We start from the raw sequence: 12,499 nt of genomic DNA on the forward strand, positions 1-12,499 counted from the left end.
AAACCGCCCGAAGCCCCTGTAGGAGCGGCGCGAGCCGCGACCGCGACACCACGCGTGCGACGAGCCTTTCGCCGTAGCCGCGTTGTCGCAGTCGCAGCTAGCGCAGCTCCTACAGCCGCAAACGAACCCTGCGCGGATGTTTCATTGCGGCGCGCCCGCGGCATCGAACGCCACAGGCGCGCCGCCGCCTCACCGCTGCGCCGCCCATTGCGCCACGCGCCGCAGCGCACGGCCGTAGCTGCCGGCGCTTTCCTGCGCCGGGTACACCGATGCGTACCGGTCCGGCGGCAGGCCGCGCGCTTCGAAGGATTCGCCGCGGGCATCGCGGTAGATCTCGTTGGACAGGCTGAAGCTCCAGCCGTTGGGCAGCAACTTGACCAGCGCGTCGGAGAAGATGCCTTGGGTTGCCTGGCCGACCTGCACCACGTGCGGGAAGGTCCGCATCATCATGGTGAAGGTCTCGCCGGCGCTGCAGGTGAACTCGCTGGTCAGCAGGTACACCGGCTTGAGGTAACGCGCGGTCGGCGCCGGCGCGATCCGCAACGGCTGCGGCTGCACGCGCGCGTCGGCGTAAGGCTGCTTGGTGTAGGCCAGACGCTCGCGGTCGGCGAAGCGCGCGGCGATCTCGGCCGAGACCATGTCCAGCCCGCCGAGGTTGTGGGCGACGTCGAACACCAGCGCGCGGGTGTCCTTCAAATCGCCCAGCGCCGCGTCGATCGCGCGGCCCGCGGCGGCGCGTTGTTCGGCCTCGCCGCCGCCGGCGCCGGCCATCGCGGTGACCGCCAGATAGCCCACGCCGCCGGGCAAGCGCCCCCACACCACCTGGCCGTCGAGCGCGCTGCGGCGCGTGCCGGGCAGCAGTTGCGCGTCGGCCTGCGTGCGTTCCCGCGCGATCCAGGTCTGCAGCCAGTCCAGGAACGCCAGTTCGTGCGGCTGCCGGTCGTAGCGCTGGCGCAGGCGGTTGAAGTGGGCGCCGCGCTGGCCCTGGATTTCGAAGCGGCGGCCGTCGGTTTCGCCGGACAGGGCGGTGTGCAGGTCGTCGACACCGCGCAGCAGTTCGGCCATGACCGGACGCAGTTCGGCATCGCTGCGCGCGCGCGCGGCGGTCGGGCGCAGGCGGGCGATGCGCGCGTTCCAGTCGAGGTTGCGCTCGCGGTTGTAGGCGTACAGCGATTTGAGCGTCAGCGCGACCGCATCGAAGGTGTACAGCGGCCGGCTGCGGTCGATCGGCGCGGCGCAGGCCTCGGGCAGGCGGTTCAGGCCGACGGCGTGCAACTGGGTGCCCTGGCGCGAACTGGCGATGACGAGATCGCGCGGCCGCGCCGAGCGCCCGTAGTAGGCCGCCGCCTGGTCCAGGATCGTGTCGCTGGCGACGCCGACCGGCCAGCACAGGCCGCCGGCGTAGTGGTACATCGAGGCGCCGTCGGCGGACAGCGCGTACAGGTCGCCGTAGCCGGGCACGGCCCACAGGCCGCGCGCGCCGGCGACGATCGCGCCGTCGGCGACGACCGGGCGCAGCGCGGATTCGGGTAGCGCCGGCAGCGTGGCCGGGCCGGCGAAGGCGGGCGCGGCGGCGACGAGCGCCGCGGCGGCGAGCAGGCACCGGCGCAGCCGGCGGGAAACGGGGGAGGCGAGAGTCATGGCGTGGAAGAGTCGACGCCGCGGCAGTGCGGCGGGGCCACGCTAGGCGGCGTGCGTGGGCACCGGCATGGGGCGTGCGATCTAGCGCCTGCGACTTTGCGCGTCTCAGCGTCTAGGCCGAACGGCTGTTGCGACCGCCGCGCAGCGCGTGGGCGCAGGCCTGTGCTGCGCGGTGAACGCGCGGCAACCCGATAGCGTCGGCGCGATGGCGGCTTCGATTGCGATGTCCGTCGTTCAGCCACCGCGGCCGGAGCAGGCGCGATTCCGCTTGTCGCGCTGGCTGTAAGCGCGTGGTTCCGCAACCGCGCCGAAGTCCCGCCGACACGGCGAACCGATGTCGAAGCTCGTCCCGCACTGCGCGGCGCCGCTCAAACCTCGCCCTCCTGCGCAAGAAACGCCTGCAACGCCGGCGCGCGCGGCCGGTTGGCCAGTTCCAGCCGGTACAGCGGCCGGCTCAGCGCGTCGTCTTCGCCGAGCGCGACCGGCCGCACCCGCTGCATCAGGATCAGGTCGGCGACCACGGTCGCCGGCAGCAGGGCGATGCCGGCGCCGGCGGCGACGGCGCGGGCGATGGCTTCGTTGCTGCCGATCTCGACCGTCCGCTCCGGCGCGATGCCGCGCGCGGCGAACAGCGATTGCGCGGCCTGGCGCGTGCCCGAGCCGGGTTCGCGCAGCAGCCAGGTCTGGCGCGAGAGCTCGGCGATCGACGGCCGCCGGCGCGCGCCGAGCGCGCTGTCGGCGGCGGCGATCAGGCGCAGCGGCTCGTCGCGCCAATGCTGCACGGCGATGCGCGGATCCTCGACCGCGCCTTCGACATAGCCGATATCGACCGCGCAATCGACCACCGCGCGGCTGACCTGCTCGGTGTTGCCGACGATCAGCTCGGTCGCCAGCTGCGGGTGCCGGCGCATGAACGGCCCGAGCTGCTGCGGCAGCCAATACGCCGCCACCGTGGTGCTGGCGCCGATGCGCAGGCGGCCGTGGCGCAGCTCGACCCTGTCGCGGATGTCCTCGATCGCGATGCGCTCCAGGGCGAAGATCGCGCGGGCGTGTTCGAACAGGGCGCGGCCGTGGTCGGTCAGGGCGATGCCGTGGACGCCGCCGCGCACCGCCTTGCCGTCGCTGCCGGTGCGCTCCAGCAGCGGCAGGTCGAGCTGGCTCTCCAGCTCGCGCACCGCCTTGGACACCGCCGACTGGCTCACGAACAAGGCGTCGGCCGCGCGCGAGAAGCCCTGCTGCTCGACCACGGTCAGGAACACGCGCAACAGGTGCAGGTTCATGGCTATGAGCTCAACTCATGGATCCTTGAATTATATGTATTGGACTCCGCCAGGGGGCGGGCCTACCGTGGCGCGGTCTTTCCCAGCCTGAGTACGCCGCCGTGTCCGCCGCCCTGCATCCGACCTCGTCCGCTCCCGCCGCCCGCCGAGGCGCGCACCGGCAGCCGGGGTTCTGGCCCGGGCTGGCGCTGGCGGCGGCGATCGCGGCCGCGGCGATGGGCCTGGCCTTGGTGCCGGCGCTGCAGGCCGCCGGGCTCAGCGCGCTGACCCTGGCCATCGTCCTGGGCATCGCGGTCGGCAACACCGCGTTCCCGGCCATCGCCGGCCAGGTCGGCAGCGGCGTGGACTTCAGCAAGGCCATGCTGCTGCGCGCGGGCATCGTGCTGTACGGGTTCCGGGTCACCTTCCAGGAAATCGCCGGGGTCGGCGCGGCCGGGCTGGCGGTCGACATCGTCGTGGTCGCCGGGGTGTTCTGCCTGGCCACCTGGCTCGGCACGCGCTGGCTCAAGCTCGACCGCGAGACCTCGATGCTGATCGGCGCCGGCAGCGCGATCTGCGGCGCGGCGGCGGTGATGGCGACCGAGCCGGTGGTCAAGGGCCAGGCGCACAAGGTGTCGGTGGCGGTGGCCACGGTGGTGGTGTTCGGCACCGTCGGCATGTTCGTGTATCCGTGGGCGTATCCGTACCTGGGCCTGAGCGAGCATGCCTACGGCGTGTTCGCCGGCTCGACCATCCACGAGGTCGCGCAGGTGGTGGTGGCCGGGCGCGCGGTCGGCGAGCAGGCGGCGTCGGCGGCGGTGATCGAGAAGATGCTGCGGGTGATGCTGCTGGCGCCGTTCCTGCTGATCCTGTCCTCGCGCCTGGGCGCGGGCGGCGCGGCCGGCGCGACGCGCGCGAAGATCGTGATCCCGTGGTTCGCGCTGCTGTTCGTCGTAGTCAGCGGGATCAATTCGCTGCATCTGCTGCCGGCGGCGTGGAAGGCCGCGATCATCCAGATCGACACGGTGCTGTTGGCGATGGCGATGGCCGCGCTGGGCCTGCGCACCCACATCGGCGCGATCAGGCAGGCCGGCGCCAAGCCGATGCTGCTGGCGGCGATCCTGTTCGCGACGCTGACGGTGGGCGGTTATGCGCTCAACGTCGGCGCGGCGAAGCTGTTCGGGTGAGCCCTTTGTAGGAGCGGCGCGAGCCGCGACCGCGACACCGGGGCTACGGCGCAACGTCCGTCGCAAGCGCGGTGTCGCGGTCGCGGCTCGCGCCGCTCCTACAGCCGTACTGCGAAACGGCCCCGTGAGCTGCGGGGTTTTCTTTGCTGCCGCCGGCGCGCTATCGCGTCACATCGAATCCACTTCATACGAGTGCGTGCCGTGTAAAGCGACGCAGCTGCGCTGCGCACCCCGCCGCCTCGATACTCGTGCAAATCTGTGAATGTGTGATGCGCCGCGTATTTCGCCGCGCACGCCGTCGCTGCGCGTTCGGATCGCGCAGCTTCCCCTGTGCCTAAGCTCAGCTGCGTTCGCGCTGCCGCGTCGTCGCCGACGTTGTGCGGCGAGGCCGGCGCGAACCGATCCGGCGGCTGCGGCCGCTTTCGATTCCTTCATCGTTGCGGCACTTTTCGGGGTTAGACACGCATATGCACAAGACCATCCTGGTAGCGTCCATGACCGTCGCCATCGCGGCGTCGGCGAGCCTGGCCGGCGCGCAGTCGAGCGCGGCGCCGGAGTTGTTCCAGGCGCAATCGCCGCGCCTGGCCGCGGCGGCGACCGCCAACGTACCGGCCAGCGTCAACGGCATGCTGCGCGGCAAGAGCGCGCAATGGGCCGCGGCGGTGTCGGTGGACCGCACGCTGCTGGCCGGCGCGCAGCGCGAGCTGACGCTGAGCCTGCCCGAGGGCGCGCGCATGCACATGCGCCTGGCCAAGTCGTACCGCACGCCCGCCGGCGATGTGGTCTGGTCGGGCGCCGACCGGCTGCAGCCCAACGGCCAGCTCCAGCTCGGCAAGCAGCCGCCGTCGACCGCGCTGTTCGTGGTGCGCGGCGAGCGCGTCACCGGACAAATCGTCGCCGCCAGCGGCGAGGTCTACGAACTGCTGACCTCCGAGAACGGCGCGCAGCAGTACCTGGTCAAGCGCGATCCGGCCAGCCTGGAAGGCGCCGACGACACGCCCGCGCACTCCGACCTGCCGGCGCAGCCCGACCGCGGCCCGGCCGCGCGCCCGGCGGCGAACGCGCTGCTGGCCGACACCGTCATCCGCGTGCTGCAGGTCTATACCCCGGAAGCGGTGACCGAACTGGGCGGGCAGAACTCGGCCAACGACCGCGCCGCGTTCTTCATCGCCCAGTCCAACACCGCGTTCGCCAACAACGTCCTGCCGGTGCGTTTCGAAAGCGCCGGCGTGCGCTTCGCCACCCAGGGGCAGGCGACCAACGTCTCCGATACGCTGCTCTCGCGCATCCGGGTCACCAACGACGGCTGGTACGACGCCTATTCGACCACCGAGCGCGACAGCACCGCCGCCGACCTGGTGACCCTGGTCGTGCGCGATCGCTTGCAGACCAGCGGCGGCGCGCTGCTGTGCGGCCAGGCCGCGGCGATCGGCGCCAATGCCGCCAACGGCTTCTTCGTGCAGAACCATTCCTGCAGCAGCTTCACCTTCGTCCACGAAGCCGCGCACCTGTTCGGCGCCCGCCACGACAACGATCCGACCACCACGCCGTTCGCCTACGGACACGGCTACGTCAACTCGGCGGGCAATTTCCGCACGATCATGGCGGTGAACTCGAACCCGCAGCCGCGCATCGGCTACTTCTCGACCACCGACCAGAGCTTTGTGTCGGGCGGCGTGAGCCGGCCGCTGGGCACCAGCACGCGCGACAACGAGCGGGTCATGCGCGAGCGCGCGGCGGCGATCGCGGCGTTCCGCTGAGTTTGTCGGGCAAGGCGGCGGCCGGAGGGCATCGCCCCGAGGCCGCTGTCGTCGATTCGCGCGCACCTCTCCTATCGTCATGCCCGCGAAGGCGGGCATCCAGGGCTTTATCGCGACATGACTCTGAAGTCTCTGGATCCCCGCCTTCGCGGGGATGACGGCTTGGAGCGACGCGGAGAAACCCACTCGCGACGAAACCGACCCATCGTCATGCCCGCGAAGGCGGGCATCCAGGGCTTTATCGCGGCATGTCTCTGAAGTCTCTGGATCCCCGCGTTCGCGGGGATGACGGCTTGTGAGCGGCGCGGAGAAACCCGCTCGCGACGAAACCGACCTCTCGTCCTGTCCTGTAGGAGCTGCGCAAGCTGCGACCGCGACGCCGCGCTTGCGTCGCAAGTGTCGTTACGCGGTCGCAGCTCGCGCAGCTCCTGCAGTCGTACTACGAAAAAGCCCCGCGAGTGCGGGGCTTTTTCGCGGCGAAGCTCGCGGACGCTTTACTCGCCCAGCGCCTGCGCCACGAACGCCGGGGTCGACAGCGCGCCGTGGTGGATGCCGGCGTTGTAGTACTGGGTCGCGAAGCTCTTGGCCTGCGCGTCGTCCTGGCGGAACTCGAAGCCGCCGGCCTTGCGCGCGAGCGTGCAGCTCCACCAGCCGGTCGGATAGCACGGTTGCGGGAACGGCAGGGTCTTGAAGGACTTGAAGCCCGCCTTGCCCATCTCCGTGCGCATCTCCTGGATCAGCTTGAGCAGCATCAGCGGCGATTCGGACTGCTGCACCAGGATGCCGTCCTCGCGCAGGGCGCGGAAGCAGCTGTCGTAGAAGGCCTTGTTGAACAGACCCTCGGCCGGGCCGACCGGATCGGTGGAATCGACGATGATGATATCGACGCTGCCGGCCGGGCGATTGGCCATGTAGGCGATGCCGTCGTCGAACAGCAGCTGCGCGCGCGGGTCGGCGTTGCTGTCGCACAGCTCCGGGAACCACTTCTCGGCCATGCGCGTGACCTGCTCGTCGATGTCGCACTGCACGGCTTCCTCCACGCCCGGGTGCTTGAGCACCTCGCGCAGGGTGCCGCAGTCGCCGCCGCCGATGATGACCACGTTCTTCGGCGCGGCGTGGGTGAACAGCGCCGGGTGCGACATCATCTCGTGGTAGAGGAAGTTGTCGCGCGTGGTCAGCATCACCGCGCCGTCGATCAGCATCAGGTTGCCCCAGTCGGTGGTCTCGAAGATCTCGATCTTCTGGAACGGCGACTGCACCTCGTCGAGCTTGCGGGTGATGCGATAGCCGATGGACGAGCCGGTCGGCTCGAAGTTCTCGTAGTGCCACTGGGCTTCGTTGGTCATGCGCGTGCTCCTGGGTCGGACGATGTGCGGGTGCGGCCAGCCTGGCTGGATCGAAAGGCGCGGGCGAGCCCGGCCGGCGGCGCCCGGACGGCGCCGGGCTTGGGGCGCCCACTTGGGGCGCGAATTGTAGCGGACCGGTATGAACGCACGTCGCGCGGCCGGCCGCGAATGCTTCGAACCTCGTCCCGACGCGGCCCGGCGCCGCCGCGACCGCGGTTTTTTGCCGATCCGGCCGTTCCGCGCCGCGCCGGAACGGTCCCCCGGGCGGACGCGGCCTGTAGAATGCGCCTTCCCCACAGTTTCGACGGTAACGCGCCGATGTCCGACTGGTCGCTCGATCAGGCCCGCAAGACCTATTCGATCCCGCATTGGTCCGAAGGCTATTTCGACATCGACGGCGCCGGCCGGATCGTGGTCAAGCCGCGCGGCGAGCGCGGTCCGACCGTGCCGCTGCCGGAGGTGGTCGACGCCGCGCGCGCGGCCGGCGCCAAGCTGCCGCTGCTGGTGCGCTTCCCCGACATCCTCGGCGACCGCCTGGGCAAGCTGCAGAGCGCCTTCGCCCAGGCGATGCAGGACTGGGACTACGCCGGCGGCTACACCGCGGTCTATCCGATCAAGGTCAACCAGCACCAGGGCGTGGCCGGCACGCTGGCCTCGCACGCCGGCGAAGGCTTCGGCCTGGAAGCCGGCAGCAAGCCCGAGCTGATGGCGGTGCTGGCGCTGAGCCGGCCCGGCGGGCTGATCGTGTGCAACGGCTACAAGGACCGCGAGTACATCCGGCTGGCCCTGATCGGCCGCAAGCTCGGCATGGAGACCTACATCGTGGTCGAAAAGCCGTCCGAGCTGGCGCTGGTGTTCGAGGAAGCCAAGGCGCTGGGCGTGAAGCCGGGCCTGGGCGTGCGCATGCGCCTGGCCTCGCTGGGCGCGGGCAAGTGGCAGAACAGCGGCGGCGACAAGGCCAAGTTCGGGCTCAGCCCGCGCCAGGTGCTGGACCTGTGGAAGCAGCTGCGCGACAACGGCCTGCAGGACTGCCTGGGCCTGCTGCACTTCCACATGGGCTCGCAGATCTCCAACGTGCGCGACATCGCCAACGGCATGCGCGAGGCGACGCGCTATTTCGTCGAACTGTCCAAGCTCGGCGCCAATGTGCGCTACATGGACGTCGGCGGCGGCTTGGGCATCGATTACGAAGGCACCCGGTCGCGCAGCTATTGCTCGATCAACTACGGCGTCAACCAATACGCCTCGAACATCGTCCAGCCGCTGGCCGAAGCCTGCCAGGAATACGGCCTGACCCCGCCGCGCGTGGTCACCGAGTGCGGCCGCGCGATGACCGCGCACCACGCGGTGCTGGTGGCCAACGTGTCGGAAATTGAAGAAGCGCCCGAAGGCCGGGTGCCGCCCGCGCACGAGGACGAGCCGGCGGTGATCCGCCACCTGCGCGAGATCCACGCCGAACTCGGCCAGCGCCCGGCGGTGGAGCTGTTCCACGAGGCTCAGCACCATCACGGCGAGGGCTTGTCGCTGTACGCGCTGGGCCAGATCGACCTGACCCACCGCGCGCGCATCGACGACCTGTTCTACGCCATCGCCCACGCCGTGCGCGCGCGCCTGGACGTCAGCGAGCGCAGCCATCGCGACCTGCTCGACGAGCTCAACGAGCGCCTGGTCGACAAGTACTTCGTCAACTTCAGCGTGTTCGAGTCGATGCCCGACGTGTGGGCGATCGACCAGGTGTTCCCGATCGCGCCGATCGAGCGCCTGAACGAGCGCCCGCAGCGGCGCGGCGTGATCGCCGACCTGACCTGCGACTCGGACGGCAAGATCGACACTTACGTGGAAACCGAAGGCCTGGACACCTCGCTGCCGCTGCATGCGCTGAAGTCCGGCGAAAGCTATCGCCTGGGCTTCTTCCTGGTCGGCGCGTACCAGGAGATCCTCGGCGACATCCACAATCTGTTCGGCGACACCGACGCGGTGGAAGTGCGCGCCGACGGCGACGGCTACCGCTTCGCCCAGCAGCGCCGCGGCGACACCACCGACGTCATGCTCGACTACGTCGGCTACCAGCTGGCCGAGCTGCGCGCGGCCTACCGCGCCAAGGTCGCCGCCGCCGGGCTGCCGGCCGAGGAAGCCGCGCGCCTGGACGCGGCGCTGGAGACCGGCCTCACCGGCTACACCTATCTCGACGACACCCCGCTGGCCTGAGGAGGCGCGATGAACCGCTATTTGGTCATGGTCATGCGCCTGCCGCAGTTCGATACCGATCAGATCGGCCCGCACCGCGAGTTCCTCGACGGCCTGCGCGCGCAATCGCGGCTGGAGCTGGCCGGCGGCTTCGCCGACAAGAGCGGCGGCGCCTACGTGCTGCGCGCGGCCGACCTGGAGGAGGCGCGGGTGCTGGCGTTCGGCGACCCGCTGCACCTGACCGGCTCCTCGCGGGTCGACGTGTACGAGTGGAAGGCGGCCTGAGCGCCGCTTGAGCCGTCGCGGCGGCGGCTGGCGGCCGCCGCGGGCGCTCGGCCGGGCGCGGCCCGTCCGCTCCTGGGCGGGCGCAACGATCAGGTTTGCGGGCGGCGGAACTCAGCCGGCGCGTCCGGGCCGCCGGCCCGGGACGATTCGCGGCCGTTGCGGCCGGTCCCGGGCCTGGCCGCCCGCCACCGGAGCCGCGAAACGAGCGCGCAAGGCGGCGATGCCGCATCATGGTTTGGCAACAATCAACGCCCCGACGGGCAGAAGGTTCGAAATGAAAGCAGGGGTGATCGGTCTGGGAGCGATGGGCGCGCCGATGGCGCGTTACGTGCACGCCAAGGGATGTCTGACCGCGGTCGGCAACCGGACCCAGGCCAAGGCCGACGCGCTGGCGTCGGAACTGGGCGTCCGCGCCGCGCGTTCGGCGGCGAACTTCGCCGATTGCGATGTGGTGATCCTGTGCGTCTCGCTCGACGCGGACGTGCTGGAGAACGTGGCCGCGCTGGCCGAGGTGCTCAAGCCCGGCGCGATCGTGGTCGACCACTCGACCGTGTCGGTGGAAACCGCGCGCCGCGCCGCGGCGCTGCTGAGCGCGCACGACATCGGCTTCCTCGACGCGCCGGTCTCCGGCGGCGTGGAGGGCGCGCGCAACGGCAAGCTGTCGATCATGGTCGGCGGCGACGAGGCGCAGCTGGAGCGGGTGCACGAAATCGTCGCCAGCTACGCCGCGCGCATCACCCACATGGGCGCCACCGGCGCCGGCCAGGCGACCAAGGCGATCAACCAGGTGCTGGTGGCCGGCATCAACGAAGCGGTGTGCGAAGGCCTGGCGCTGGCCGAGAAGCTCGGCCTGGCCGCGGACAAGCTGCTGCCGACGCTGATGGCCGGCGCCGCCAGCAACTGGTTCCTGGACAAGCGCGGCGCGACCATGCTGCGCGACGAGTTCGCGCCCGGCTTCAAGTGCCAGCACATGCTCAAGGACCTGCGCATCGTCCAGGGCATCGCCCGCGACACCGGCGTGCGCACCGCGACCCTCGACCAGGCCGCGGCCGACTACGCCGAACTGATCGAACGCGGCTACGGCGAAGCCGACACTTCCGCGCTGATCGCGCTCAAGCGCGCGCGGGCGCAGGCGGAGAGCGACGCGGCCTGAGCGCCGCGCCGCGGGCGGCCCGGCGCGACGCCGGGCTGCGTGGGCGATCCGATCCCCGTTGAGTCGCAGCCGCTCCCTGTAGGAGCGGCGCAAGCCGCGACCGCGCCATTGCGGCTACGTCGAGAGGTTCGTCGCAGTTGCAGCCTCGCAGTCGCGACTCGCGTCGCTCCTACAGCCGGAATCGAAGCGGCCGCAGCTTCCTGTAGGAGCGGCGCAAGCCGCGACCGCGTCATTGCGGTCACGTCGAAGGCTTCGTCGTAGCTGCGACTTCGCGGTCGCGACTCGCGTCGCTCCTACAGCCGAAATCGAAGTGGCCGCAGTCCCTGTAGGAGCGGCGCAAGCCGCGACCGCGCCATTGCGGTTACGTCGAAGGCTTCGTCGTAGCTGCGACTTCGCGGTCGCGACTCGCGTCGCTCCTACAGCCGGAATCGAAGCGGCCGCGGGCTCTGTGGGCAGGCGCTGGGTTTAGCGCCGCATCAAGCCGTCGCGGCCCAGCGCGCCGGCGCGCTTTTGGCCGAAGCGCTCGCCGAGCAGGGCGCCGGCGAAGGCGGCGGCGAGGGTCAGGGCGATCGCCAGCGCGTTGAATTTCAGCGCGGCGCCGATCGAGCGCATCGGCGGCGGGCTGTCGGGCAGGGCCATCGAGACCACGGTGAACAGGGTCAGCGCCCACATCGCCGCCATCAGCAGCAGGGCGATCCAGCGGAACAGGGGATGACGGGCCAGGGCGCCGCCGAGGAACATCGCGACGAAGGCGGCGAGTACGTCGATCAGAGGCAACGGGCCGAGGCCGGTATTGATCGCCTGGCGCGCGTCCAGGCCGAACAGCTTGGTCAGCAACGCGAACAGCAACAGCATGCCTGCCCCGCCCAGGCAGCCCAGAAGAATGCGCTTGTCCATCCCATCCCCAACGACGTGCATCAGCCGGCGAAGTCTATTCGCGGCATGGGCCAGGCAGGGTGATCGCCGTCGCGCTGCGGCCGGGCGCGCTGCCGGAAGGCGCCCGCGCGCCGACGCACGGTTGCGCGCAATCGGCATTCTGGGTTGCGTCTGCGCGGCGGATGGGGGCGATTCGACGCAAGCGGCGGGAGGGCTTGCGTCGCGGAGGGTTTGCGCTCGGGGCACGGCGATCTGCGCCAAAGGCATCGGGCCTGAAGGCCCTCCCGCAGAGGCTGGGAGGGCGCCTGCGGGCGGCCGGCCGCCGGGCATCGTGGCGCGGCCGCTGCGGACGCAGCGGCGCGCGGTTTACTGCACCTTGATCGCCATCCCCGGCAGCCCGCCGTCGGCGAGCTTGCGCTTGGCGTCGGCGAGGTCGCCGGCGGTGCCGTAGGGCCCCATGCGTACGCGGTAGACGGTCTTGTCGCCGATCTGCGCCGATTCCACCCGCGCGCCGAGGCCGAGCATGGCGATCTTGGCCTTCATCTCCTCGGCCTGGCCGGAGGCCTGGAAGGCGCCGGCCTGCAGCAGGTAGCGGGTGTTGTCGTTGGCCGCGGCGGTCGCGGCGCTGGCGGTCGTCGCCGCGGCGGCCGGCGTGGCGTTGCCGCCCTGGGTGGCGGACACCGCCGGCGGCTTGGGCGTCACCGTCGACGGCGTGGCCGTGGCGACCTGGGCCGGCGGCCTGGACGGTGCCGGCGCGATCGTGTCGACCGGCTTGGGCAGGCTCGCGGTGGCCGGCGCCGGGGTC

General features: G+C 71.0%; 10 protein-coding genes. 5 read left to right on the plus strand and 5 right to left on the minus strand.

Annotation, left to right across the window (positions count from 1 at the left end):
* Window positions 1-189 precede the first annotated feature (189 nt).
* Window positions 190-1,641 carry a S41 family peptidase gene (locus A7A76_RS16435; protein WP_206412205.1) on the minus strand — a complete coding sequence of 484 codons (1,452 nt, stop codon included), beginning with the start codon at window positions 1,639-1,641 and terminating at the stop codon, window positions 190-192.
* A gap of 368 nt (window positions 1,642-2,009) precedes the next feature.
* Entirely contained in the window at window positions 2,010-2,921 is a 912-nt protein-coding gene (locus A7A76_RS16440) for a LysR substrate-binding domain-containing protein (protein WP_206412206.1), read from the minus strand.
* A 101-nt stretch (window positions 2,922-3,022) separates the two neighbouring features.
* Here A7A76_RS16440 and A7A76_RS16445 point away from each other — a divergent pair, with 101 nt between their 5' ends.
* Entirely contained in the window at window positions 3,023-4,087 is a 1,065-nt protein-coding gene (locus A7A76_RS16445) for a YeiH family protein (protein WP_428995177.1), read from the plus strand.
* Window positions 4,088-4,581: 494 nt separating this feature from the next.
* The gene (locus A7A76_RS16450; RefSeq protein WP_206412207.1) at window positions 4,582-5,847 is read left to right on the plus strand and encodes a M12 family metallo-peptidase; all 1,266 of its coding nucleotides are present in this window, start codon (window positions 4,582-4,584) and stop codon (window positions 5,845-5,847) included.
* Window positions 5,848-6,341: 494 nt separating this feature from the next.
* Here A7A76_RS16450 and speE read toward each other — a convergent pair whose 3' ends face one another.
* Window positions 6,342-7,193 (minus strand): polyamine aminopropyltransferase, encoded by an 852-nt coding sequence (speE, locus tag A7A76_RS16455; protein ID WP_206412208.1) that lies wholly within the window; start codon window positions 7,191-7,193, stop codon window positions 6,342-6,344.
* A gap of 318 nt (window positions 7,194-7,511) precedes the next feature.
* Here speE and speA point away from each other — a divergent pair, with 318 nt between their 5' ends.
* The 3 genes from speA (at window position 7,512) to A7A76_RS16470 (ending at window position 10,818) form a co-directional block, all read left to right on the plus strand.
* Window positions 7,512-9,401 (plus strand): arginine decarboxylase, encoded by a 1,890-nt coding sequence (gene speA, locus A7A76_RS16460; RefSeq protein WP_206412213.1) that lies wholly within the window; start codon window positions 7,512-7,514, stop codon window positions 9,399-9,401.
* A gap of 9 nt (window positions 9,402-9,410) precedes the next feature.
* The gene (locus A7A76_RS16465) at window positions 9,411-9,665 is read left to right on the plus strand and encodes a YciI family protein (RefSeq protein WP_074870932.1); all 255 of its coding nucleotides are present in this window, start codon (window positions 9,411-9,413) and stop codon (window positions 9,663-9,665) included.
* A gap of 274 nt (window positions 9,666-9,939) precedes the next feature.
* Entirely contained in the window at window positions 9,940-10,818 is an 879-nt protein-coding gene (locus tag A7A76_RS16470; protein WP_206412209.1) for an NAD(P)-dependent oxidoreductase, read from the plus strand.
* A 465-nt stretch (window positions 10,819-11,283) separates the two neighbouring features.
* Here A7A76_RS16470 and A7A76_RS16475 read toward each other — a convergent pair whose 3' ends face one another.
* Window positions 11,284-11,853: a hypothetical protein gene (locus tag A7A76_RS16475; RefSeq protein ID WP_206412210.1), complete on the minus strand. Its 570-nt coding sequence runs from the start codon at window positions 11,851-11,853 to the stop codon at window positions 11,284-11,286.
* A 207-nt stretch (window positions 11,854-12,060) separates the two neighbouring features.
* Window positions 12,061-12,499, minus strand: a 439-nt coding sequence (locus tag A7A76_RS16480; RefSeq protein WP_206412211.1) for an SPOR domain-containing protein, incomplete at its 5' end; no start/stop codon positions are given.

Origin of the sequence: Lysobacter enzymogenes, assembly GCF_017168095.1 — a bacterium.
In the GTDB taxonomy this organism is placed as follows: Bacteria; Pseudomonadota; Gammaproteobacteria; order Xanthomonadales; family Xanthomonadaceae; genus Lysobacter; species Lysobacter enzymogenes_D.

Bases quoted from the DNA above. Each gene is read 5' to 3' on its own strand.
- A7A76_RS16435 (WP_206412205.1), bottom strand. From the start codon at position 1,641: ATGACTCTCGCCTCCCCCGTTTCCCGCCGGCTGCGCCGGTGCCTGCTC.
- A7A76_RS16440 (WP_206412206.1), bottom strand. From the start codon at position 2,921: ATGAACCTGCACCTGTTGCGCGTGTTCCTGACCGTGGTCGAGCAGCAG.
- A7A76_RS16450 (WP_206412207.1), top strand. From the start codon at position 4,582: ATGACCGTCGCCATCGCGGCGTCGGCGAGCCTGGCCGGCGCGCAGTCG.
- speE (WP_206412208.1), bottom strand. From the start codon at position 7,193: ATGACCAACGAAGCCCAGTGGCACTACGAGAACTTCGAGCCGACCGGC.
- speA (WP_206412213.1), top strand. From the start codon at position 7,512: ATGTCCGACTGGTCGCTCGATCAGGCCCGCAAGACCTATTCGATCCCG.
- A7A76_RS16465 (WP_074870932.1), top strand. From the start codon at position 9,411: ATGAACCGCTATTTGGTCATGGTCATGCGCCTGCCGCAGTTCGATACC.
- A7A76_RS16470 (WP_206412209.1), top strand. From the start codon at position 9,940: ATGAAAGCAGGGGTGATCGGTCTGGGAGCGATGGGCGCGCCGATGGCG.
- A7A76_RS16475 (WP_206412210.1), bottom strand. From the start codon at position 11,853: ATGCCGATTGCGCGCAACCGTGCGTCGGCGCGCGGGCGCCTTCCGGCA.